Origin of the sequence: Streptococcus parasanguinis (assembly GCF_015557775.1) — a bacterium.
GTDB lineage: Bacteria > Bacillota > Bacilli > Lactobacillales > Streptococcaceae > Streptococcus > Streptococcus parasanguinis_AA.
Window position 1 is genome coordinate 60,523 of sequence record NZ_JADNOY010000003.1, and the last position, 22,769, is coordinate 83,291.

Sequence of the window (22,769 nt, forward strand, 5' to 3'; positions counted from 1 at the left end):
TCGGGAACGACTCTTTTTAAAATGAATCAAATAAATACATCTGTACAATAAAAACAAGCACTTTTTTTGAAAAAGTAGTAAAATAAACTAATATATATTCAAAAATTTCAGAAAAGGAACGGAGTTTGAAAGGAAAAAAAGAGAGAAAAGAACGGTTGAAATGGCTGATAAAACGGGTTCTACTGTTGATTCCAGTGGCCTGCATCCTCTTATGGATCTATGCGATTTGTCAAACCAGTAGCATGAAGGGACAGACCAAGATCGGTGTTACCTATATGACCATGAACAATGAGTTCTATAAAAGTATTCATTCGGAAATTAGTCGAATTGCCGATGAGAAAGGGGCTCTTGTTTATGTCCGAGATCCAGAATTGGATGAAAAAAGGCAGAGCCAGCAGATCGATGATTTTTGCGCTCAAAAGGTAAATGTGATTGTGATTAATCCGGTCAAAGGGGATAGTCAGCCTATTTTAAGGGCTCTTAAAAAAGCTAGAAAACAAGGAATTAAGATCATTGCAGTTGATACCCAGCTCAAGCATTTTAAGCCAGATGCCAGCATTGTCTCTGATAACTACCAAGCAGGAGTCTTGATTGCGAAAGAGTTGATGAAACGCTCTTCAAATGCTCGGATCCTTCTCTTGGAGCACAAAGGGACTGTTTCAGCAGATACGCGGATTCAGGGATTTAAGGATACCATCAAAGGACATGGATCTTATGAGATCATCTCGGAACTAGAAACCAAGGGTCAGACGGAGATCGCCATGCCCGCTGTCCGTAAGTTCTTGCAGTCAGGGGGGAATGTTGATACCCTAGTTGCCCTGAATGACCGATCGGCTATAGGAGCTTTAGCGGCGATCAAGGAGCAAGGAATCACCCATTCCATTGCGATTTATGGGATTGATGGCTCACCAGATATGAAAGCCTTGCTGCACTCGACAGATGATGTCGTAGGAACCGTTGCCCAGTCTCCGTTGAAGATGGGAGACCGCGTGATGGAGGTCATCCAAGATATGGCTGATGGGAAGAGCTACCAAAAAGAGATAACCATTCCGGTTCAAATGATGACAAAGGAAAACATCGATCACTTTGATGTGAATGGGTGGCAGTAATGAGAAAATTTAGAGGTGTGAGATACAGTTTGGCCATCCTGATGGTCGTGAATTTTATCGCTGTGATGCTCAACAGCATCATCTATCTTCAAGCAACCAACTATATCATTGCCCAACGACAAGCTTCTCTATTGGTAGAACGCTTAGAGCGCATTCCTTTTGCGCCCTCTACAACTTTTTGGTTGTCTGCGCTCTTATTTGCTGGAATTGCCTTGATCTCCATGAGTCGTTATCGGTCTCAAACGAGTCGATGGTCCATTTTTGATAAGTGGAACATTCTGGAGATCCTCCTGATGTTGCTCTTGATGTGGGTTCAAAATGTTGCTTATAACGGGCTCATTCTCTTGGTTTTTGCAGATATCTTCTATGGTTCCAAAGAGTTGAATACCAAGCGAGACCGCAGGTATTGGTTTGCGTTTATCCTAGTGAGTTTCTTGATGCTTCTTGTGACCAATTCAGACGTCTTTTCGCTTTTCTTTCCGATACCTTCTCTTGATGTCTATATTCATTTTTATCCTGCCTCCATTCGGATTCTGGCCTTTTTCTTAAAGAATTCCCTCTATGCCTTGAATATGGTGCTCTTCATTATTTCGCTTTTGTTCTATATTATGAATGTTCTTGCGGAAAACCACGAAGTGGAAGAAGAGTTGGCCATGGTTTCGAAGGTCAATACGGAGTTGAACAACTATATGGCCTTGTCTGAGAAAATTGCAGAGGATCGAGAGCGCAAGCGGATTGCTCGGGAGATTCACGATACCTTGGGACACGCGCTAACAGGGATCTCGGCCGGCTTAGATGCTGTTGGGGTCTTGATTGATATCGATCCCAATCGGGCAAAAGAGCAGGTGAAAAGTGTATCAGAAGTGGTTCGTGAAGGGATCCAGGATGTGAGGGGCTCTCTCAATCGCCTCCGTCCAGGTGCCCTTGAGGGACGAACTCTCAAAGATGCTTTGGAAAAGATGATCCGCGAGTACCAGACACTTTCCAATTTGCAGGTTGATTTACACTATGAATGGGTCGATGTCGATATGGACGTCATGATTGAAGATACGATCTTTCGTGTGATCCAAGAGTCTATGACTAATGCGGTTCGCCACGGTCATGCCAGTCAGATGAGCCTTCATTTTTTTGAGGATGAAGAAGATTACCTGATCGAGTTGCAGGACAACGGGGTTGGGTTTGAAACCTTGACCTATGGCTATGGACTCAAGCAGATGATGGAACGAATTTCCATCCTAGGAGGACAGCTTCAATTTGAAAGCCGCGATGGATTTTTCACGCGCGTCAGTTTACCGAAATATAAAGAAGGGAGATATAGATGGTGATAAAAGTAATGGTGGCAGATGACCAGGCCTTGATTCGAGAATCTCTGAAAATTATTTTGTCAGCCCACCCCGATATCGAAGTGGTGGCCACAGTGGAAGACGGCAATCACGTCCTGTCTAGCATTCCGCAGACACATCCTGACCTGATCTTGATGGATATTCGGATGCCAGGCATGGATGGAGTTTTAGCCACAAAAGAGGTCAAAGAACACTACCCAGATATCAAAATTATTATTTTAACAACCTTTGATGATGATGAATTTATCTATAGTGCACTCAAGTATGGTGCTTCAGGTTATCTTTTAAAGGGAGCCTCGACAGAGGAACTCTATGAAGCGATTAAGGTGGTGCATCAAGGCGGAGCTATGATCAACCCGAATATCGCTAGTAAAGTCTTTCAAATTTTCTCACAAATGGCCAAAACCAACTTCTCTATTGCTGTAGATGAGGACAATGTCAAGGATTTGAGCACGACGGAATGGCGCATTATCCAAGAAGTCGGCTATGGGGAGTCCAATAAAGAAATTGCAGCCAAACTTTTCTTATCAGAAGGAACCGTGCGCAATTACTTATCAACGATTTTGGCGAAATTAAACCTACGAGATCGAACGCAATTAGCGATCTGGTCAGTCCAAACAGGAGTGACGAGACGTGATTTTTCTAAAGGAAATACAGAATGAAATTGAAGCGAAAGCATCTTTGTTGGGGGATTGGTCTCCTTGTTGTGCTCTGTGTGAGCGCAGGTTTTTATTGGTGGAAACAGCAACCGACCGTACTCCATATCGGCGTTTATGCAGGTTCTAGCTGGGATGTGCCGACCAGTCAACGTTCCCATGCCTTGGATCGTGCGATTCAAAAATTTGAAAAATCCCATCCCCACGTTCGTGTAGAGTATGAAAATGGGATTCCTCAGTCGGATTATTCTGACTGGCTCTCCGAAAAGATTGTCTCAGGAAAGACGCCAGATGTGTTTATGGTCTCTGAGCAAGATCTTTCCTTATTAGCGGCGCGAGGGGTGCTAGAAAAGTTAAACGGCTATATGGATCGAAAAGATCAAGCTGCCTTTTATCCCGTTGCCTTTGAATCGGGTGTCTATCAGGGGCAAACCTATGCCTTACCTTATGAAAGCAATCCGATTTTGATGTGTGTCAATAAAGATCTCTTGGATAAAGAAGGCATCGCGGTTCCCAAAGAAGGTTGGACCCTTGAAGAGTTCTATACGATTTGCAAGAAACTAACCAAAGATACCAATGGGGATGGGCAACTGGACCAATTTGGGAGTACAGAATACACCTGGAAAGAAGCCTTGGCGGCAAATGGAGGTCATCTTTTCCAAGGAGGCATGCTCAAGCTGACAGCTCCAGAAGTGAAAGAGTCTTTGACTTTTCTGCAAAAATTGGAAGATCTAAATAAAAATTACAAGGTGAGCTCTAAAGATTTTGACCAGGGGAAAGTCGCCTTCTATCCCATGACCTTGGCTCAATATCGGACCTATAAACCTTATCCCTACCACGTTTCTAAATATTCAAACTTTACCTGGACCTGTATTCCAATGCCTGCTAAGTCAAAAACGACCAAGGCAACCTTGGTCACGACGACTTCTTTTGCTATGTCGGCTCGAAGTTCTCATTCCAAGTTGGCTTGGGAATTGATGCAACTCTTAACAGAGGATCCAGACATTCAACAAACCCTCTTTGCCCAATCCCAAGGGATCTCTTTCATGCCACAGGTCGTCAAGAGTCGCTCTAGTAAAGACCTTCTGCAGGTGGATGATTTTGGAACAGATTCCTTGACCAATCAGACCTTGAACCGCATCATGGAACAAGCTGTTGAAAGTAGTCCGAAAAATGTCTCAAAAGAGGTGTTAGAAAAGCTAGACTACTTGATTGGTAATGCATTGCGCGATCAGGATGTCGAGAACCGTTTGCCTCAAATTCAGAGGGAGATTGAAAGTAGTCTACAGGTAGGAGTTTAGAGTAAAATAAGATGGCATTTTGTCAAGTGACAGATGTCATTTTTTTATTGCTAAATGTCATATTAGGAATGTGACATTTGACAATGTAAAACCGCTTTCAAATAATCTACAATAGAGTCAAATAAAGGAGGCGTAGAAAAATGAAATACCTCGTTTTGGTCAGTCATGGTGGACTGGCAGAAGGTCTAAAAACATCACTAGCCATGTTTGCTGGTGATAAGATGGATCAGGTCATCGCAGTTGGACTCAAAGAAGGAAAATCGGTCGATGACTTCGCAGTTGATTTCAGAGAGAGCATTTCAGGATTGACAGCTGATGATTCTGTTTTGGTCTTGGCAGATATCGTAGGTGGTAGTCCATTAACCACTGCAGCCACGGTTCTAGAAGAAGCTGGAAAGCTCGATGGAGCCTTGATCCTTGGTGGGATGAACCTCACCATGGCTTTGACGGCAGTTGTGATGAAGGATGTGTTGGATGGAGACGATTTGTCAGCCACCATCTTATCAGAAGCACGATCTGCACTACAGCCTTTTGAAGTTTCAGCCACTGGTGCTGAAGAAGATGATGACGATATTTAATAGGGAGGTACCTTATGGTAGTAACATTTGTACGGATTGATGACCGCATGATTCACGGTCAGACAGTCACACGCTGGGCAAAGGAAAAACCATGTGATGGTTTGATTGCCGTAAACGATGCAGCAGCATCAAACAAGGTTTTGATTCAAGCTTACAAAGGCGCATCAGACAAGAAAACCTTTGTATGGACAAAGGAAGCCTTTAAAGAAAAATCAGCAAAAGTAACAGAATCAGATAGTCGTTACTTCTTGATCACCAAAAATCCAATCGATATGAAGGAAATTTTGGTCGACCAAGGGTTTGTCCCAGGTGATGTTAAAGAAATCATCGTAGGCCCTGCAAATGATCGTCCTGGAGCTGTAAAATTGGGAAATAACCAATCCATCACTCAGGAAGAAGCAGAAGCCTTCCAAGCTATTCAAGCAGCAGGCTACAAGGTGAAATTCCAATTGTTGCCAGATGTTTCCATCGGGTATTGGGATGATTTCAAATCAAAATTTGGTTTTTAAAACTAACAGTCCTATCTGTTAGGTAAATAAATTTACAAACAAAAGGAGCGTTTGTTATGACAATTTCATGGATTCAAGCAATCTTGCTTGGTATTTTCGCCAGCTTGTCTTCAATGCCTGGTATGGGGGGTTCCAGTATCGGGAACTATACACTCGGTCGTCCTTTGATCGGTGGGTTGATTTCAGGTTTAATTCTTGGAGATGTGACAACCGGTATTATGGTCGGGGTTGCCCTTCAAGTCGTTTATATCGCCTTGGTAACACCTGGTGGTACCGTATCTGCCGATGTGCGTGCCATCTCTTACATCGGTGTTCCTCTTGCTATCTTGTTTGTGCATGCCAATAACATCACAGATGAAGCAGGAATCGCCGCAGCTGCAGCTCCAATCGGTGCAGCCGTTGGGACAATCGGTACAGTTCTTTTCTACGGTACCGCTACTATGAACTTGGTATGGCAACACATTGGTTGGAAAGCCGTTGAAGAAGGAAACTTCAAAAAACTCTACGCAGTTGACTGGGTTTACCCTTGGATCTCTCATTTCCTCTTCTCTTTCCTTCCAACAATGATTATCACCAAATACGGTGAAAACATGGTTGATTTGATGAAACAATACCTTCCTATGGATGGTTACTGGATGAAAGCCCTCTTTACAGTCGGTGCTCTTCTCCCATGTGTCGGTATTGCCATCTTGTTGAAACAAATTGTTACAGAAGCAACTGACTTCATTCCATTCTTTGTTGGATTTACCTTGGCGAAATCTCTCGGATTGAACTTGGTATCCAGTGCCGTTGTTTCATTAATCTTTGCAGTAATCTACTATGAACTTGAAGTGATCAAATCGATGAAAGCTGCTCCAGCCGGAGTGGTGGACCAAGACGATGATGAGGAGGATATTTAAAATGGCTGATAGAAAGAAAATTTCAAAGAAAACATTAGCAAAAGCATTCCATCATTGGTATTATGGTCATTTGACTTGTTTCTCTCAAGAACATATGCAAACCTTCGGGTACTTGACTTCTATGCTTCCAATCGTAGAAGAAATGTATGACACAAAAGAAGAACAAAAGGATGCTATGCAAACCTATACGGCCTTCTTCAACACTGAACCACAACTTGGATCTCTTGTTGTAGGGATCACAGCTGGTTTGGAAGAAGCGCGTGCAAACGGAGATGCAGTGGATGGCGAAACCATCAACGGTATGCGTGCCGGTTTGATGGGACCAATCGCTGGTATTGGTGACTCATTGGTCGTTGGTACCTTGATTCCAGTTCTCTTGGGGATTGCCCTTGGCCTTTCTAAAGGTGGTAACGTCGCTGGTGCCCTCTTCTACATCGTCGTATGGAACCTCTTAGTCTACTTTGGTATGCGCTTTGCCTTCTTCAAAGGTTACCAATTAGGGGATAAAGCCGTTGAATTCCTTGTAGGACCAAAAGGACAAGCTCTTCGTAAAGCGATCAGCGTTGTCGGTGGTATGGTTATCGGTGCCGTAGCAGCTACTTGGGTATCTGTTACAACAGCCCTTCAATTCAAGAATTCTGAAGGAAAAGTCTTCTTGAACATCCAAGAAAAGATCGATGGTGTTTATCCAGGTCTCTTGACAGCAGCCTTCATCACTCTTTGCTGGTGGTTGATGTCTAAGAAAAAAATTTCACCAAACAAAGTTATGTTACTTCTCGTTGTAGTTGCTTTGATCGGTGTTGCCCTTGGTATCTTCGACCCACATCTTAAATACTAAGGAAAAGAAAAAACGAATTTGCTAGTAGGAGTTTTTGAGAATGAAGTGAATTGACCTCCTTTACTTGCACTTCATTCTCAATTTTTATCAGGAGGAATCCCATGGTTACAAAACAAGAACTTGTCAATGGATATGAAACAGAAATCAAGTACCAACGCCACATGCTTGAAAACCTTGGTCGTTGGTTCAGCTTACTCTTTATCATTGCCAGTATTGGTGTGGTATTGATCTATCTCTTTCACAAAAGTTTCCTCCCACTCTTGATCCTCGGGATTTTACTAGCCTTGGTTGGAATTTTAGGCATGATTGTTTTTGGATATGGCATCTACCGCGGGCGGATCAATCTTCAAAAAGTGATCGACGATTTCAATCAAAAATTGACAATTTTAAATTGATATTTTAGAAACATCTCATCTATTTTTGAGGTGTTTTTTTCTTGACTATTTCTGACCAAGTGATACAATAGAAACATAAGTTAGCACTTACGTATAGAGAGTGCTAAAAACACGTATGGAGGAATGAACATGTTAAAACCATTAGGAGACCGTGTGGTCTTAAAAGTAGAAGAAAAAGAACAGACTGTTGGAGGTTTTGTCCTCGCCGGTGCGAGCAAGGCTGATACAAAAACAGCTGAAGTAGTGGCCGTTGGTGAAGGTGTGCGTACCCTAAGTGGCGAACTCATCGCCCCAGCTGTAAAAGCAGGAGATCACGTTTTGGTTGAAAGCCATGCAGGAATTGAAGTGAAAGATGGGGAAGAAACCTACACCATCGTTGGAACAGCGAACATTCTTGCAATTGTAGAGTAAGAGAAGAAAGAGGTAAGAGAAATGGCAAAAGATATTAAATTTTCATCTGATGCACGTTCTGCAATGGTCCGTGGTGTCGATGTCTTAGCAGATACAGTGAAAGTTACGTTGGGCCCTAAAGGTCGCAATGTGGTTCTTGAAAAATCATTTGGTTCACCCTTGATCACAAATGACGGGGTGACCATCGCAAAAGAAATCGAATTGGAAGACCATTTTGAAAATATGGGTGCTAAATTGGTGTCAGAAGTGGCTTCTAAGACCAATGATATCGCAGGTGACGGTACAACGACCGCAACGGTTTTGACTCAAGCCATCGTCCGTGAAGGGATCAAAAACGTCACTGCAGGTGCTAACCCAATTGGCATACGTCGTGGGATTGAGACCGCTGTTGCAACAGCAGTAGAAGCTTTGAAAAACAATGCGATCCCAGTATCGAGCAAGGAAGCGATTGCTCAAGTAGCTGCTGTGTCTTCTCGTTCTGAAAAAGTTGGTGAGTACATCTCTGAAGCCATGGAAAAAGTTGGCAAAGATGGGGTTATCACGATTGAAGAATCTCGTGGAATGGAGACAGAACTGGAAGTCGTTGAAGGAATGCAGTTTGACCGTGGTTACCTTTCACAATACATGGTCACTGATAATGAAAAAATGGTAGCAGACCTTGAAAATCCATACATTTTGATCACTGACAAGAAGATTTCAAATATCCAAGAAATCTTGCCATTGTTGGAAAGCATTCTTCAAAGCAACCGTCCACTCTTGATCATCGCTGATGATGTCGATGGCGAAGCTCTTCCAACACTTGTCTTGAACAAGATCCGCGGTACCTTTAATGTCGTAGCTGTCAAGGCACCAGGATTTGGAGATCGCCGCAAAGCCATGTTAGAAGACATTGCCATCTTGACAGGTGGTACAGTCATTACAGACGATCTTGGTTTGGAATTGAAAGATGCAACCATTGAAGCACTTGGTCAAGCAGCTAAAGTTTCAGTCGATAAAGACAGTACTGTCATTGTCGAAGGTTCTGGTAACCCAGAAGCGATCGCTAACCGTGTCGCTGTTATCAAGTCACAAATCGAAACCACAACCTCTGAGTTTGACCGTGAAAAATTACAAGAACGTTTGGCTAAATTGTCTGGTGGTGTTGCCGTAATCAAGGTCGGTGCTGCAACAGAAACAGAATTGAAAGAAATGAAACTTCGTATCGAAGATGCCCTTAATGCGACTCGCGCAGCCGTTGAAGAAGGGATCGTTGCCGGAGGTGGTACAGCCCTTGTCAATGTCATCTCTGCAGTCGCAGCCCTTGAATTAGAAGGAGATGAAGCGACCGGACGCAATATCGTTCTTCGTGCTTTGGAAGAACCGGTGCGCCAAATTGCCCACAATGCCGGTTACGAAGGATCTATTGTGATTGATCGCTTGAAAAATGCCGAAGTCGGAACAGGTTTCAATGCCGCAACAGGTGAATGGGTGAATATGATTGATGCAGGAATCATCGACCCAGTTAAAGTGAGCCGTTCAGCCCTTCAAAACGCCGCTTCCGTAGCGAGTCTGATCTTGACAACCGAAGCAGTCGTAGCCAACAAACCAGAACCAGCAGCCCCAGCAGGACCAGGAATGGATCCAAGCATGATGGGTGGGATGATGTAACCTGATACCAATGATTGGTGCTAAAGCACCGAATCATTGGACGGTAGCCGCTATGTTGCGGCCTACCTAATCATCTTACTAGCTCAAAGGGAGGAAAATATCGTTCCTCCCTTTTCACGTCGTAACCCCTTGGTTAATTTATCAGGTGCATTTATTGTTATGGCAAGCACCATGGTGCCTTGCCGAAGTGTCTTACTAGCTCAAAGGGAGGAAAGTATCGTTCCTCCCTTTTTCGCGTCGTAACCGCTACAAATGATTGAGGCTATGACTCTCATCATTTGACGCCAGCCGCTATTGTGCGGTCTGGCTAATCGTCTTACTAGCTCAAAGAGAGTGGGACATAAATCGGTAATTCGTTAGAATTCGATTTCGTCGTCCCACCTCCGCACAGTTGAGTAGGGCTGTAAAAACTGATAAAATCAGCGTAGTAGAGCCCACTCAACCACTGTGTCTTGCTCGACAATCCAAAAATAATTGAGGGGCTAGGACTTTTGTCCTAGCCTCTTTTTATCGTGCTTTGGGATTTTCATTTGTTATGGAATAATATTTTTATTTTAAATTTTGTAACAGAAATGATAAATACTAGTTAAAGAGGACTTGCGTAGATGCTTGGGAATCAAGCGTTTGTTGTGTTTTCAGGCGGAGGAATATTTGCCAACAAATTGCAATACAAATTAACTGATTTTGTAATAATTCTAGTGTATACTATTAAGAGTAGATCACAGGTCTACATTGTTGCAAGGGGAGAACTTCCCACATACATGTCTATTGACAATAAAACTTGATCGTAATATCGCTGTTAGTAAAATGAGAGTTTGAACATAGTGTAGATTTTATCGACCTTTTTCATATTAAAAAATATTTTTCAAATTCCCCTTGCGCAAGCTCTTCCGGATTCCTCCGGGAGAGTTTTTTCTTGTTAAGGAGAAAAAGATAGAATGCCTTTTGAGTCTACTTTGAAAGAGTGGCTCAGCAGCTATTATTTATGGTAAAATAGAACATATTCGTCGAGGGGAAGGAGTGAAGACTTTGTTGAAGATTTTTGTGTTAGAAGATGAGTGGATCCAGCAATCACGAATCGAATCGGTCTTGCAGGAACTGATTGCTCATAAATCCTTGCAATGCAAAGCGCCAGAAGTGTTTGGGAAATCAAGCCAGTTGCTAGATGCTATCACAGAGAGAGGCGCTCATCACCTATTCTTTTTAGATATCGAGATTAAAGGTGAGGAGAAAAAAGGTCTGGAGATTGCAAAAGAGATTCGTAAGAAAGACCCCCATGCGACCATTGTCTTTGTCACCACTCACTCTGAATTCATGCCCATTACCTTTCAGTACAAAGTAGCCGCCTTGGATTTTATCGATAAAACGCTGGGTGAGGAAGAGTTCAGAGAGAGAATCAGCTCAGCCATCGATTATACCTTGGAGCAAGCTGGGACCACGATTGCACAAGATGCTTTTACATTTGAGAGTGCGATGGCGCGTGTACAAGTTCCCTTTAATAAGATTTTGTATGTTGAAACGTCTCCAACTATTCACAAGGTCATTTTACACACCCAGGATGAGCGCTTGGAATTTTACGCTAGTATTGCCGATATCGAAAAAGCAGATCCCCGCTTGTATCGGTGCCACCGCTCCTTTGTGGTGAATCCACAAAATATTACGAAGATTGATAAGGAAGCCAAGAAAGCTTTTTTTGAAAATGGGGACAATTGCTTGATCTCACGGACCAAGTATAGAGGCTTACTGGAAGCTTTGAAAAAATAGAAGGGAGAAGGAATTGCTGTTAGATATTCTAATGTCTTACCTAAAGTTCTTCGTCAGCATGCTGATCTATCGTCATATCAGTAGACAAGAGTTCGCTTGGCGCTGGCTCTTTTTGTGCCCTTTCTTCTTTGCAATTATCTTTACCCTTGTGCCACCGGTAGGCTTTTTTGGCTATTTCTTAGTATTTATTGCCTATAGTTTCTATCGAAATCGTAACATACGACACCTCTTGAACATTTTTTATGGGCTCTACCCGGTTGTCATGGAGAGTCTCATTGGGCGTCTCTTAGCCTTTTATGTCTTTCCGATGCTAGGGATTGTACTTGTTCGTGAGGCATCTGTCAGCTGGTATGATGCTCTACTTGAATTGCTGGTCTTTCCTGTTTATATAGGAATCACTAAATTGTTAAAACTAGATTTTACAGATCTAAAAGTAGGCTTTCAACGGCAGTATTTTAATCGTTTCTTACTCCCAATGGATCTTTCCATGTTTGTGTATTTGCTCAGTGTTGTAGGTCTGGTGGTTTTTGAGGATATTATTCCGCATGCAGATGCTTTGCGGAAACAGTTAAATAGTATTTATTTGATTTTGTTTTTTGTGATGCTCTTGTATTTCAATGCAGTGTCCAAAGAACGATTGAAACAAGAGATTCTGGAACAAAAAGATAGGCAACTGCAGGAGTTAGCCACCTATAGCCAACACGTCGAAATGCTCTACGGGGAGATTCGTGCCTTTCGTCATGATTACCTGAATATTTTAACCAGTCTCAAATTAAGTATTGAGCACGAAGACCTCAATGCGATCAGGGAAGTCTATGAGAATGTTCTCCGAGAGAGTGGCCAACAATTTTACGATAGCAAGTTTGATATTGCCAAACTCAGTCACATCGAAAATCCAGCTGTAAAAAGTGTTCTGTCCGCAAAATTGTTGGAAGCTCAAAATAAAGGGATTGGGATCTCTGTCGAGATCGATGAACCTGTTCGTAATCTATTCATCGAGGTTTTAGATTTCATCACCTTCTTATCCATCCTTTGTGACAATGCTATCGAAGCGAGTCTTGAATCAGATGACCCACAGCTGACTCTTGTCATGCTTCAGGAGGGAAACTCCCTCACCTTAATAGTTGAAAATAGTACAAAAGCTGAAAAAATAGATCTGGCGAGAATTTTTGAAAGGGACTACTCAAGTAAAGGAGATGGCCGCGGTCTTGGCTTGTACAAGATCCAACAATTACTGGAAAAGTATCCCAAAACGACAGTGTCTACCAAGAGTTCAAATTACCGATTTACCCAGAGTCTGACCTTTTGGAAGGAATAATGGAAGAGAGAGTGGGACAGAAATCGGTCATTCGTTAGAATTCGATTTCGTCGTCCCACCTCCGCACAGTTGAGTAGGGCTGTAAAAGCTGATGAAATCAGCGTAGTAGAGCCCACTCAACCACTGCGTCTTGCTCGACAATCCAAAAATAATTGAGAGGCTAGGACTTTTGTCCCAGCCTCTTTTTTGACCATTCACGACGATTTTTTGACCGATTCTGACAGAGAGCCTCCAAGGCTTTCTCTTTGACGTATAATGGACACAAGATCAATAAGAAAAGAGGGATCGTATGTTTCAGGTAGCATCTATTACAAAATCATTTAAGGAGAAAGCTGTATTAAAGGGGGTATCTTTTTCGATAGAAGAAGGAGACAAAATTGCCTTGCTGGGAAATAATGGAGCAGGTAAAAGCACCCTGTTCAACATTATCGCTGGGCAGCTCCAGGCCGATTCGGGAACGATAAAGACTTCGCTTAATTTTCAAAGAGAAATTGGGATGATGCCTCAGGGGGATCTGCTTATCGAGGATCTAACCCTTGCTGAATTCGTCGAATTAAAAAGCCGGATGAATCAGCAGAAGCAGGCTGATATCAATGGACTCTTAGAAATGGTTGAATTGAGAGAATCAAGAGAGCAGATGGTGGGAAGTCTTTCTGGTGGTCAAAAGAGGCGCTTGTCCTTGTTGTTAACCATTTTGAATCATCCAAAGTTGATTTTTTTAGATGAGCCAACGACTGGCATGGACTTGGAAGCAGTGGATAATTTTTGGAAATTGCTGGAGCAGCAAGAATTTACATCTGTTGTGGTGACCCATGATTTTAACCAAATTGATGCCTTTTTTACAAAAGTCCTGATTTTAAAAGAGGGTCGAATTGCTGCAACAAAGGCTGTTGAGGACATTCACCAGGCTGGTCAAACCATTGAGCAGTATTTCCGAGAAGAGATGAATAAAGGAGGGGAACAAGCATGAAAAAGATTCAATTAAAACAAGTTTTACGAAATAAGCGCTTTGTATTATTCACCATTATTTTACCCATAGGCTGGTATATCTTCTTTGATCAGCTTCAAAAAGGAGTTTCGCCAAGTATTTTATTAGGTATTGCCGTATTTATCGGGGTCATTGGCAATAGCCTTGCAACTTTTAGTAAGCGTATCGCCTCAGATATTGGGTTTTATTCTTTTGAATCCCACTTTACAAGCTATAGTGTCAAGAACTATTTATGGGATCAATCGATCGTGCAACTGATTCTGAACAGCTTGATCTTTTTAGCAGTGCTAGTAGTTGCTGTTCTAGGTTTTCACTTTCCAGTGACGACTAGCCTGTTGGTACAATTTTTCCTCTTATCCTTGATGGGGATCTACTTTAGTGTGATTGGCTTTGTACTTGGGGTCAGGGTAGATGCCAAGACGATTGATACCATTGGCTTTCCTGTTATTATTTTGGCCGCCATGACCATTATTCCTTTTGATACGCTTGGCGCAAGTGGAGCATTTATGGACTTAGTTGGCAAGCTACAACGGGCTTTCCCAGGCTATTATTATACAAAGCTGATCCAAGATTTGACCGAGAAACAAACGATCGATGTCTCTCAATTGGCGCTCTTTGTTGCCGTATTTGGATTGAATTTGCTATTTTTCTATCTGCTCGTACCCAAAGGAAAAATGGGGAACTAGGAGCAGTTAAAAAGAGGCTGGGACAAAAGTCCTAGCCTCTCAATTGTTTTTGGATTGTCGAGCAAGACGCAGTGGTTGAGTGGGCTCTACTGTGCGGAGGTGGGACGACGAAATCGAATTCTAACGAATTACCGATTTCTGTCCCACTCTCTTTTCTTTGCTATAAAACGGTTATTCGGTATTCGTCCGTCAAGTACTTGGACAAATCTTGCCAATCTTCTTCCTTAAATTTACAAAGATTGACGAAGAGTTTTACGGTATGGTGCTCTGTGTTAATGATGACATTCGGTTTTGAGAGATTTTCTAGTGCTGTATTGTCCCTCAGTTGAAATTCGATAAAATAACTCTTACTATTCTGGTGATCTGGGTCACTGACGTCGACCTCTTTATAAGCTGCACTTACCAAATCTTCCTTGGGGATAAAGATGTCTTTTGTCAGAATCACTCCCTGATAAGCATGAATCCCATCAGAAGTCAGCTCAAAGGCGATCTGACGACTAGTCAGTCTTTTGATGCCTGCAATCGTTGAATAGATAGCAGCGAAAAAGAGTATGGTTGGAAGCACAGTAAGAAGACTAAGCTGGGAAAAGTCGATCAATCCATGCGCGAGAAAAAAGAAAAATTGAAAGAATACACCCGTCGCAAAGACTAGATAGCCGACACCGACAATTTTTGAATAATAGATTTTCATAGAAACCTCCAGATATAGAATTGAACTCGCCAACGCTTTTTCAGTAGAAGTAGTATAGGTCGTGGAGAGTAAAATTTCTAGGTATTCCCATCATATCCTATGTAGCGAAGTTCTGTCAACCTTTTAGCAATCTCCCAACCTTAGTTATCCTATGAACTAGCAACTTGGTTTGTGGTATACTATTATTAAAATATCATTCAGACTAGATAAGTAAGTATATTTTTCATAAATAGAAAGAGGTAAAGATGTTTTTTCTTAGACGCCGTCGTGTCTTTATTGGCGAATGTGATGGTCAGGCGGTCTATTATGACCAAAAGACAGGAGAGGCTCTAGCTGCTCCAAAGAGTAGGTTGCTCAATACTGAAAAAGCTGGTGACACGAATTCCTTTATTCCTCAATTGGTAATTCTCTTACTAGCAGGTGGGCCTGCAATTTCGGGCTTCTTTTCCCTCAAGTTTATTGGTGTCTATAACTGGTTCAGTCTAGCCTGTATTCTTCTATTTTGGTTGATGCAGTTTTTCTTGTTGGTTGCTATACTTGAACGAGCACTTTATAAAAATGTTCGAAAGGCCCAGCCAACGACAGAGAAAGTCTTTTTCTTTGCAGCATCTCATAATTTGTTTGTAAAAAACCAGTTTGATCCTAGACAACTGTCTGCTTTACCTTATCGATTTGCCCGCTTTGTAGTAAATATAGTGTCTATCTATTACTTTTTGTATTTCTTGATTCTTCCTCTAAAATTTGGCCAACCGATTGGTGATGAAGGCTATGGTTTGTGGTTTGCTGGCTTGTTATTCTTTTCAGTATTTCTTTTGTATAACCAAAACAATCCAGTTCGCTTTGTGAAGATTATGAGATTATACAGCCAAGGAAAAGTACGATTTAAGGAAGAAGTGGAACATTGAGAAACTATCTTGGGATTCTGCTAAATATCTAGAGAAAATCTTTTAGAAAAACAAAAAAGCCTTGTAAATCAAGGCTTTTTCCTGTTGTTTAGATGCCCCCTGCAGGCTCTTTGAAAGAAACTTAGAAAAATCTAAAATGAAATTATTTCAAAATGGGGTAAAAGCAAAATTTCCCTCCCTACTTTCTCAATTATTCCTAATTTTAGTTCCAAAAAGCTTCAATTCATAATCTAATTATAATATGGGTAATGGGTACTATCTTATTACATTCAGATTTTTGTTCTCTTCAAAGAGTTATGTAGGCTTTATGGTTTTAAATAGGTAAAAAGTTGAATTATAGTGAGTATTGTGTCACAATAGGTAATATATAAATAATTAATGGAATGGATATAATTCTTTCCTACCTTTACAAGAAGGATTGGTTGCACCTTTTTTATCTAGCAATTATGGTTAGCTTTCAAGTTTAGCTAGTTTTTAAAAGCTCTGATTTCGACTCAATAAAACAAATTTCAGAAGTGCAAAAGACAAGATGGTGACATTGCTACAGTCAGTCGCCATGTCTTGCTGGCACAGGCTGTTTGTAGTGTTGGCTATTTACTAGTCAGTTTAATCGGAGTGTTTAATTTTTATTGTTGAAAGGTTTTTATATGGCGAAAATTCTATCTTTAGGTCTGACAGGTAAGAAATTACTTGCTCAGGGGTTCTTGTTTGTTCTGCTAGGTCTCATCTTGATGGTCACGGGGACTTGGTTGCCAGTAACAGTTATTCGCCTGGTTCTGTTTTTAGCTTGGATAGCAACGGTCGTAGATTTGCTATTAAGAGTTTTCAAAAAAAGCCAGTCAACGGATACCTTGGGAGTTGCACTGGTTAAATTGTTAGTGCTGGGATATTTGCTAGGTTCTAATCTTGCGACTGATATACCGATTTATGTTCTGGCTCTTGTGATTGGAGTTTATCAGATTTTTAGGGCAACGATTAATCTTGTCACCTATGTTCTCTACCGTAAAAATAATATTCGACCTCGTTTTCGTCTCTTACTAGATGGTATTCTACTAGTTTTTCTTGGTGGAGCTAGTCTTTTGTCCTCTACGGGAAATTCTGTCTTTCAACTCTTTGTTTTAGGGGCTTATTTTTTCCTTTATGGTCTGTCCAATATCCGTGACGGTTTCTTATTTGAAGGGGAAATTGGGAAAAACCATCTCAAACGTCGCATTAGAATTAGCTTACCTATTGTCCTAGCCGCTCTCATCCCTGCAAGAACTTTAGCAAAAATTAACAAATTTATGCTGGAAAATGCTGATGAGGAAGAAGATATCCATCTTGGAATAGTGAAGTCTGGTAAGACAGCAGAGCTAGAAATTTTTGTTCATACAGCTGAGACCTCCCTGTTTTCAGCTATTGGTCATGTGGATATCTGCTATCAGGGCCGTGTTATTTCTTATGGCAACTATGATCCGTCATCTGAGACCTTATTTGGTATGGTAGGAGATGGTGTCTTATATTTCTGTGACCGTGATAAGTACATTGACTTATGTAAACGGGAGAGTCAAAAAACGCTATTTGGTTACGGAATAGATTTGACACCGGAAATGGAAGAAGCGGTTCAGGAAAAATTAGCTGAATTAAAACAACTAACGATTCCTTGGGAGCCAAGCGCAGATAAAATTAAAACGGAAGATGGTAAGGAAGACTACACCTACGCTTATAAAATCAGACATGAGACGGATGGGGAACTTTATAAATTTATCAAATCTAAGTTTAAATCCTACTTTGTCTTGTCCACAAACTGTGTGCTCTTGGCTGATACCATAGTCGGTCAAGCTGGAACAGATATCCTCTCACCAAAAGGATTTATCGCTCCAGGAACTTACCAAGCCTACCTTGATCGAGAGTTTGAAAAACCAAATAGTATAGTCGTATCTAAACATGTTTATTAAGGAGAATTTATGAACTTAGTTAAAAAATATACCCCGTTAATCCTTTTTATAGGGCTGGTTGCTCTTGTAATTCTGAATGCATCGAGCTTTATATCAGGAGCAATCTCTCTCTTTGATGTAACATCAACCTTGATTTATGGTGCTGTTATTGCTTTTGTGCTTAATGTTCCTATGAAAAAAATTGAACAGTACTTAGTTAAATTGAAGGTAAAGGCAGAGTTGCGTCGTCCGATTGCCATGGTACTTGTTTTCCTAGCTCTTATCTTAATCGTGATTGCTCTTTTGGTTTTGGTGCTGCCAACCCTAGCTCAGACTATTAGTCAGCTGGGAACAGTCCTTTCAACAGTCCTTACTCAACTTGGGAAATTGCTAGGCAGCTCGGAATTTGTAACCAAAGACATGTTGTCAACTATCGTATCAGGCATACAGGGACAATCTAGTTCTATTAGCCAAGCTTTGATAGGTTTTTTATCAGGTCTGACTAGTAATATCGGCAATATTTTTTCAAGTTTGATGAATGCCTTTTTGATTATAGTCTTCACCTTTTTATTTTTATCCAGTAAGGAACATTTGGCAGCGATGACGAGTCGACTTCTAAAAGTTTTTCTTCCAGAGAAGGTGGTGATAAAGTTGACTTACATTGGACAAGTAGCACTAGAGACTTATGACCAATTTTTGATGAGTCAGCTGATTGAAGCAGTTATCATAGGAGTTATGATAGCGGTTGGTTACAGCGTGTTTGGGATACCCTATGGAGTAATGACAGGTATCTTTGCAGGAGTGCTATCGTTCATTCCTTATGTAGGGCCTATGATTGCTTGTGTTGTGGGAGCGATTTTTATCTTCACAGTGAGTCCTACTCAAGCCTTACTTTCTCTTCTTCTATATCAAGTTATACAGCTGATTGAAGGAAACCTTATTTATCCTAGAGTTGTGGGTCAATCTATTGGCTTACCAGCCCTTTTCACGCTTGCGGCTGCTAGTATCGGAGGGAATCTTTTCGGACTACTTGGAATGATATTCTTTACCCCCGTATTTGCTGTTATCTATCGACTGGTTAAAGAATTTGTCGTTGCAAAGGAAAATCAGGTAGATTAAGAAAAACTAAATTTAATAAGATATACTGAGAAGAGAGTGAGAGATTCTCTTCTCTTTTATTTTTAAATACTTTTCTACAAAAAGCTATTGGACGTCAAAAAATTCTTGGTTTCAAGGCTTATTCCTGTTGATTTAGATGCCCCCTGCAGGGCTCGAACCTGCGCCCCATAGATTAAGAGTCTACTGCTCTACCAACTGAGCTAAGGAGGCAACAGAAAAAGCTGAGAATGTAACTTCCCAGCTATTTTAATATGCCCAAAATAGCAACTAGACTATTTACGAAAGGCCTCAATAATGTAGGTGAAGCCAGTAACTAAAACTGAAAAGGCAATGACATAAACGACAAAGACACCTGTAGCCACTGGATTGAACAGAATCACTAGACCTAGTAAAAATTCAAGCAAGGCTACCCACGTGATATTGCTACCAATAATAGGGAAATTCAATCTTAGACGATTGCCTTTAAAGAAAGCAATAATGGCTTCTACAATTAACCAAATTCCTACAATGGTCGGAATGACGACCGGCAGGGTCACAAAGCCATAAGCAACGAGGTAAAGAGCTAAGAGAAGACTAACAAATCCTTGGAAAAGATAAACAGGTGAGCGAAGCTCTTTTGGTGCAGAGAAATAGCCTAAAATAGCTGCTATAGAAGAAACCAGTAAACCAAATGAAATCCACCAGCTGTAAGCAACAAGATTAGCTACTGGGTTTGTAAATAGGAAAAGTCCTAAAAGGACAAAAACAACTCCTGCAAGGAATAGCAGTAAACGATTAGAAAATTTCATTTCAATACCCCCTATATAGTATAGTTTTCTAATAAAACTATTATACTTATTTTTATAGAAAATGTCAATAAAATAAATAAACAATTTGGAAGTTTCAGTCTGACTTACAAAAAGAAAAGGAGTTTTCACTCCTTTTCACAGATTTAAGACAAAGTCCTTATAAAAGTGTCTTCTAAAGATTTTAACTTCAATCTGAAGCGAGGATATCCTCGCTTTTTTTATTTAATCTAATAGCTCCTTATTTTCAATTAAGAGCTCTAGTGGAGATTTATCCCTTGCTTCAATAAAACCAGGTTCATATTGGTTATGAAGTGTTCTTTTCTGAGAAGTTGGATCAATATACAACTCATCTCCATCTTCTGTGTATAGTTGGTTGCCTCTTGTTAAGTAAAGTAAATCCTCTAAGTACTGTCCATCAGTATGTAGGAAATGCTCGATGTATTTGACAGCTTTTAAGATTTCACTTACTTTATCAGAGTATTCATTAGATTCAAGAACACTCTTTTCTAACTCAATCTCTTTACTCGTTCCAAAGAGTTGGGTTGGAGTTGCATTAAAATATTCTGCTATCTTATCCAAATTTGCAAAGGTAGGATAGCTTTTTTGTTTTTCATAATCAGAGATGTCTGGAAAGATTGCTCATAAAAAAAATGTGGGGCAAATGATGGGGCAAATCAGTTATAGACAAGCAAAAAAGCCTTATAAATAAAGGCTTTTTCCTGTTGATTTAGATGCCCCCTGCATGGATTTGGAAAGGATTTTCATATTGAGAGTAATTAAAAATATTGAAATATAAGTGATTTTAGGGAAGTACTTTTAGGTATTTCCAATGTCATGATTTAAAAATGGGGCAAAAACGAATGACTCTCATTTGGTTTGAAAACCTATAATATCTAATGATTATGCTATACTAGAAATATAGTGTTGTTATCAATAAATATCAGTGCGAGACTAATCGGAGGATAAAATGGAAAAACAAATTAATGAAAAAATTATCGAAATGGATAGGGAATATCCCTTTTTATTTTGCTTTAAATCAGATTTTTGGATGGAATAGTAGATGATAAGACAAAATATCTTTGAACATACAAAAAGACAAACGCCAAAAATGACGTCTGTCTACGTTCTGAGGTAGCCTTTAGGCTCCCTTTTTTCTTAGAAAATACCGATGAGTAATTGCATGCCAAGACTAGTCAGGATGATAGCAATCCAGCAAAGGGCTCCAAGAAGAATGGATTTTCCACTGGATTTGATCATAGCAACGAGGTTAGTTTTGAGACCAATAGCACTCATAGCCATGATGATGAGGAATTTGGAGAGCTGTTTGAGAGGTGAAAAGAAGCTATTGCTAACACCAAAAGAAGTAAGGACGGTAGTTAGCAGAGAAGCTAGGATGAAGTAGAGAATGAAAACGGGGAAGATTTTTTTAAGCTTTACTCCTTGGTTGTTGTCTTGTTGACGGCTTTGCCAATAGGAGAGGAAGAGAGTAATAGGGATAATAGCTAAGGTACGAGTCAGTTTGACAATGGTTGCAGATTCTAGAGTATTGGTATGATACAGACTATCCCAGGCGCTAGCTGTGGCTGTTACAGAGGAAGTATCGTTGACCGCAGTACCCGCAAAGAGAGCAAAACCTTCGTTGGAGAGATGGAGCCAAGAACCTAGAGTTGGAAAGATAAGAGCTGCCAAGACATTGAAGAAAAAGATAACAGAAATGGCTTGGGCTACTTCTTTTTCCTTGGCGTGAATAACAGGAGCAGTCGCTGCAATGGCAGAACCGCCACAGATAGAAGAGCCTACCCCAATCAAGGTAGCTAGCTTTGTATCCATGTTAAAAAATCGTTGGAAAAAGAAAGCAATAATTAAAGCGATAGAAATAGTCGAAAGGATGACAGGAAGGGAAGATTTTCCAACTGCGAAAACTTGAGAGATATTGAGTCCAAAACCAAGTAAGATAACAGCATACTGAAGCAATTTTTTGGAGCTATAAGTCAAACCAGCATCCAGTTGTTTATAGGGAGTGAGAAAGGGGTAGAGAATCATTCCGATAAAAATGGCGAAAACAGGTGCTCCCACAACAGGCAGAAAGCCTCCTAAAACCCAAGAGATGATAGAAATGATCAGACAGGCTAACAGTCCTGCCCAATTTTTTGATAGAAATGACATAAAAACCTCCGAAAATAAATACCCCTTATTATAATCTTATTTATCAGAAAAGTAAAATAGAAAATAGAAAGTAGGAATAAGGTAGTAAATTAACGGAATTTTGCGGTCAGAGAGCTTTTTGTAATATAATAGATATATGTTCTTTGATCAATAAGGATGCAAATGTGGCATATGTTATTGAAAAAAATGAATTTGATGAGCCTGGACATGTGAAGTAATTATGTGAGATAAGAAAATAAATAAGAGAGTTGAAAATGTACTGATCCCAAAAGTTAGATTTTTTTCTGTCTAACTTTTGGGATCAGTACATATCCTCGCTTTTTTAATCTAATAGGTCCTTATTTTCAATTAAGAGTTCTAGTGGGGATTTATCTCTTGCTACAATAAAACCAGGTTCATATTGGTTATGAAATGTTCTTTTCTGAGAAGTTGGATCAATATACAACTCATCTCCATCTTCTGTGTATAGTTGGTTGCCTCTTGTTAGGTAAAGTAAATCCTCTAAGTACTGTCCATCAGTTTCTAGAAAATGTTCGATGTATTTGACAGCCTTTAAGATCTCACTTACTTTATCAGAGTATTCATTCGATTCAAGAACACTCTTTTCTAATTCAATCTCCTTACTTGTTCCAAAAAGTTGAGTTGGAGTTGCATTAAAATATTCTGCTATCTTATCTAAATTTGCAAAGGTAGGATAGCTTTTTTGTTTTTCGTAGTCAGAGATGTCTGGAAAGATTGCTCA

The 22,769-nt window shown here is 40.5% G+C and carries 23 protein-coding genes and 1 tRNA gene; 18 read left to right on the forward strand and 6 right to left on the reverse strand.

What is annotated here, in order from left to right; genetic code table 11:
• Nucleotides 1–125: 125 nt before the first annotated feature.
• The 15 genes from I2F76_RS05075 (at nt 126) to I2F76_RS05145 (ending at nt 14,442) form a co-directional block, all read left to right on the forward strand.
• Entirely contained in the window at nt 126–1,109 is a 984-nt protein-coding gene (locus I2F76_RS05075; protein ID WP_195487370.1) for a substrate-binding domain-containing protein, read from the forward strand.
• Nucleotides 1,109–2,434 carry a sensor histidine kinase gene (locus I2F76_RS05080; protein ID WP_195487371.1) on the forward strand — a complete coding sequence of 442 codons (1,326 nt, stop codon included), beginning with the start codon at nt 1,109–1,111 and terminating at the stop codon, nt 2,432–2,434. Before I2F76_RS05075 ends, I2F76_RS05080 begins: the two co-directional genes overlap by 1 nt.
• Nucleotides 2,431–3,114: a response regulator transcription factor gene (locus I2F76_RS05085; RefSeq protein WP_070664840.1), complete on the forward strand. Its 684-nt coding sequence runs from the start codon at nt 2,431–2,433 to the stop codon at nt 3,112–3,114. Before I2F76_RS05080 ends, I2F76_RS05085 begins: the two co-directional genes overlap by 4 nt.
• On the forward strand, nt 3,111–4,409 hold the full coding sequence (locus I2F76_RS05090; protein WP_195487372.1) for an ABC transporter substrate-binding protein: 1,299 nt from the start codon (nt 3,111–3,113) through the stop codon (nt 4,407–4,409). Before I2F76_RS05085 ends, I2F76_RS05090 begins: the two co-directional genes overlap by 4 nt.
• A gap of 140 nt (nt 4,410–4,549) precedes the next feature.
• Nucleotides 4,550–4,987, forward strand: coding sequence for a PTS sugar transporter subunit IIA (locus tag I2F76_RS05095; protein ID WP_031572670.1), 438 nt, complete (start codon nt 4,550–4,552; stop codon nt 4,985–4,987).
• A gap of 14 nt (nt 4,988–5,001) precedes the next feature.
• Nucleotides 5,002–5,496 carry a PTS system mannose/fructose/N-acetylgalactosamine-transporter subunit IIB gene (locus tag I2F76_RS05100; protein ID WP_000261775.1) on the forward strand — a complete coding sequence of 165 codons (495 nt, stop codon included), beginning with the start codon at nt 5,002–5,004 and terminating at the stop codon, nt 5,494–5,496.
• 56 nt (nt 5,497–5,552) lie between these two features.
• Nucleotides 5,553–6,395 (forward strand): PTS mannose/fructose/sorbose/N-acetylgalactosamine transporter subunit IIC, encoded by an 843-nt coding sequence (locus I2F76_RS05105; RefSeq protein ID WP_003004789.1) that lies wholly within the window; start codon nt 5,553–5,555, stop codon nt 6,393–6,395.
• Nucleotides 6,379–7,233 (forward strand): PTS system mannose/fructose/sorbose family transporter subunit IID, encoded by an 855-nt coding sequence (locus I2F76_RS05110; RefSeq protein WP_037585172.1) that lies wholly within the window; start codon nt 6,379–6,381, stop codon nt 7,231–7,233. The genes I2F76_RS05105 and I2F76_RS05110 overlap by 17 nt, the downstream gene beginning before the upstream one ends.
• 101 nt (nt 7,234–7,334) lie before the next feature.
• On the forward strand, nt 7,335–7,628 hold the full coding sequence (locus I2F76_RS05115) for a hypothetical protein (RefSeq protein ID WP_003004348.1): 294 nt from the start codon (nt 7,335–7,337) through the stop codon (nt 7,626–7,628).
• Between the two features lie 129 nt (nt 7,629–7,757).
• Nucleotides 7,758–8,039 (forward strand): co-chaperone GroES, encoded by a 282-nt coding sequence (gene groES / locus I2F76_RS05120; RefSeq protein WP_024055367.1) that lies wholly within the window; start codon nt 7,758–7,760, stop codon nt 8,037–8,039.
• A 21-nt stretch (nt 8,040–8,060) separates the two neighbouring features.
• Nucleotides 8,061–9,686 (forward strand): chaperonin GroEL, encoded by a 1,626-nt coding sequence (groL, locus tag I2F76_RS05125; protein ID WP_003004647.1) that lies wholly within the window; start codon nt 8,061–8,063, stop codon nt 9,684–9,686.
• 1,029 nt (nt 9,687–10,715) lie between these two features.
• Nucleotides 10,716–11,450 (forward strand): response regulator transcription factor, encoded by a 735-nt coding sequence (locus tag I2F76_RS05130; RefSeq protein WP_195487373.1) that lies wholly within the window; start codon nt 10,716–10,718, stop codon nt 11,448–11,450.
• A gap of 31 nt (nt 11,451–11,481) precedes the next feature.
• Nucleotides 11,482–12,768, forward strand: coding sequence for a sensor histidine kinase (locus I2F76_RS05135; protein ID WP_229289690.1), 1,287 nt, complete (start codon nt 11,482–11,484; stop codon nt 12,766–12,768).
• 289 nt (nt 12,769–13,057) lie between these two features.
• Nucleotides 13,058–13,738, forward strand: coding sequence for an ABC transporter ATP-binding protein (locus I2F76_RS05140; RefSeq protein ID WP_195487375.1), 681 nt, complete (start codon nt 13,058–13,060; stop codon nt 13,736–13,738).
• Nucleotides 13,735–14,442, forward strand: coding sequence for an ABC transporter (locus I2F76_RS05145; RefSeq protein ID WP_195487376.1), 708 nt, complete (start codon nt 13,735–13,737; stop codon nt 14,440–14,442). The genes I2F76_RS05140 and I2F76_RS05145 overlap by 4 nt, the downstream gene beginning before the upstream one ends.
• A gap of 160 nt (nt 14,443–14,602) precedes the next feature.
• On the opposite strand, the gene I2F76_RS05150 is transcribed toward I2F76_RS05145, so the two are convergent.
• On the reverse strand, nt 14,603–15,133 hold the full coding sequence (locus I2F76_RS05150; RefSeq protein ID WP_195487377.1) for a hypothetical protein: 531 nt from the start codon (nt 15,131–15,133) through the stop codon (nt 14,603–14,605).
• Between the two features lie 245 nt (nt 15,134–15,378).
• Here I2F76_RS05150 and I2F76_RS05155 point away from each other — a divergent pair, with 245 nt between their 5' ends.
• The 3 genes from I2F76_RS05155 (at nt 15,379) to I2F76_RS05165 (ending at nt 19,073) form a co-directional block, all read left to right on the forward strand.
• Nucleotides 15,379–16,038 carry a hypothetical protein gene (locus tag I2F76_RS05155; RefSeq protein WP_195487378.1) on the forward strand — a complete coding sequence of 220 codons (660 nt, stop codon included), beginning with the start codon at nt 15,379–15,381 and terminating at the stop codon, nt 16,036–16,038.
• Nucleotides 16,039–16,685: 647 nt separating this feature from the next.
• Nucleotides 16,686–17,975, forward strand: a complete 1,290-nt coding sequence (locus I2F76_RS05160) for a DUF308 domain-containing protein (RefSeq protein WP_125330279.1) — start codon at nt 16,686–16,688, stop codon at nt 17,973–17,975.
• A gap of 9 nt (nt 17,976–17,984) precedes the next feature.
• Entirely contained in the window at nt 17,985–19,073 is a 1,089-nt protein-coding gene (locus I2F76_RS05165) for an AI-2E family transporter (protein ID WP_195487379.1), read from the forward strand.
• A gap of 137 nt (nt 19,074–19,210) precedes the next feature.
• Here the strand turns inward: I2F76_RS05165 and I2F76_RS05170 are convergent.
• The 5 genes from I2F76_RS05170 to I2F76_RS05190 all read right to left on the reverse strand — a co-directional run bounded on the left by I2F76_RS05170 (nt 19,211) and on the right by I2F76_RS05190 (nt 22,763).
• Nucleotides 19,211–19,283 (reverse strand) — tRNA-Lys (locus tag I2F76_RS05170).
• 62 nt (nt 19,284–19,345) lie between these two features.
• Complete coding sequence (locus I2F76_RS05175; protein WP_042361342.1) at nt 19,346–19,861, reverse strand: HdeD family acid-resistance protein; 516 nt, start codon at nt 19,859–19,861, stop codon at nt 19,346–19,348.
• Nucleotides 19,862–20,083: 222 nt separating this feature from the next.
• The gene (locus I2F76_RS05180) at nt 20,084–20,497 is read right to left on the reverse strand and encodes a helix-turn-helix domain-containing protein (RefSeq protein WP_227038370.1); all 414 of its coding nucleotides are present in this window, start codon (nt 20,495–20,497) and stop codon (nt 20,084–20,086) included.
• Nucleotides 20,498–21,016: 519 nt separating this feature from the next.
• Nucleotides 21,017–22,027: a YeiH family protein gene (locus tag I2F76_RS05185; protein WP_031576934.1), complete on the reverse strand. Its 1,011-nt coding sequence runs from the start codon at nt 22,025–22,027 to the stop codon at nt 21,017–21,019.
• 322 nt (nt 22,028–22,349) lie between these two features.
• The gene (locus I2F76_RS05190) at nt 22,350–22,763 is read right to left on the reverse strand and encodes a helix-turn-helix domain-containing protein (protein ID WP_081103087.1); all 414 of its coding nucleotides are present in this window, start codon (nt 22,761–22,763) and stop codon (nt 22,350–22,352) included.
• Nucleotides 22,764–22,769 lie beyond the last annotated feature (6 nt).

Coding starts and splice junctions, on each gene's coding strand:
- I2F76_RS05080 (WP_195487371.1), top strand. CDS start 1,109: ATGAGAAAATTTAGAGGTGTGAGATACAGTTTGGCCATCCTGATGGTC.
- I2F76_RS05090 (WP_195487372.1), top strand. CDS start 3,111: ATGAAATTGAAGCGAAAGCATCTTTGTTGGGGGATTGGTCTCCTTGTT.
- I2F76_RS05095 (WP_031572670.1), top strand. CDS start 4,550: ATGAAATACCTCGTTTTGGTCAGTCATGGTGGACTGGCAGAAGGTCTA.
- I2F76_RS05100 (WP_000261775.1), top strand. CDS start 5,002: ATGGTAGTAACATTTGTACGGATTGATGACCGCATGATTCACGGTCAG.
- I2F76_RS05105 (WP_003004789.1), top strand. CDS start 5,553: ATGACAATTTCATGGATTCAAGCAATCTTGCTTGGTATTTTCGCCAGC.
- I2F76_RS05110 (WP_037585172.1), top strand. CDS start 6,379: ATGAGGAGGATATTTAAAATGGCTGATAGAAAGAAAATTTCAAAGAAA.
- I2F76_RS05115 (WP_003004348.1), top strand. CDS start 7,335: ATGGTTACAAAACAAGAACTTGTCAATGGATATGAAACAGAAATCAAG.
- groES (WP_024055367.1), top strand. CDS start 7,758: ATGTTAAAACCATTAGGAGACCGTGTGGTCTTAAAAGTAGAAGAAAAA.
- groL (WP_003004647.1), top strand. CDS start 8,061: ATGGCAAAAGATATTAAATTTTCATCTGATGCACGTTCTGCAATGGTC.
- I2F76_RS05135 (WP_229289690.1), top strand. CDS start 11,482: ATGTCTTACCTAAAGTTCTTCGTCAGCATGCTGATCTATCGTCATATC.
- I2F76_RS05140 (WP_195487375.1), top strand. CDS start 13,058: ATGTTTCAGGTAGCATCTATTACAAAATCATTTAAGGAGAAAGCTGTA.
- I2F76_RS05145 (WP_195487376.1), top strand. CDS start 13,735: ATGAAAAAGATTCAATTAAAACAAGTTTTACGAAATAAGCGCTTTGTA.
- I2F76_RS05150 (WP_195487377.1), bottom strand. CDS start 15,133: ATGAAAATCTATTATTCAAAAATTGTCGGTGTCGGCTATCTAGTCTTT.
- I2F76_RS05155 (WP_195487378.1), top strand. CDS start 15,379: ATGTTTTTTCTTAGACGCCGTCGTGTCTTTATTGGCGAATGTGATGGT.
- I2F76_RS05160 (WP_125330279.1), top strand. CDS start 16,686: ATGGCGAAAATTCTATCTTTAGGTCTGACAGGTAAGAAATTACTTGCT.
- I2F76_RS05165 (WP_195487379.1), top strand. CDS start 17,985: ATGAACTTAGTTAAAAAATATACCCCGTTAATCCTTTTTATAGGGCTG.
- I2F76_RS05175 (WP_042361342.1), bottom strand. CDS start 19,861: ATGAAATTTTCTAATCGTTTACTGCTATTCCTTGCAGGAGTTGTTTTT.
- I2F76_RS05185 (WP_031576934.1), bottom strand. CDS start 22,027: ATGTCATTTCTATCAAAAAATTGGGCAGGACTGTTAGCCTGTCTGATC.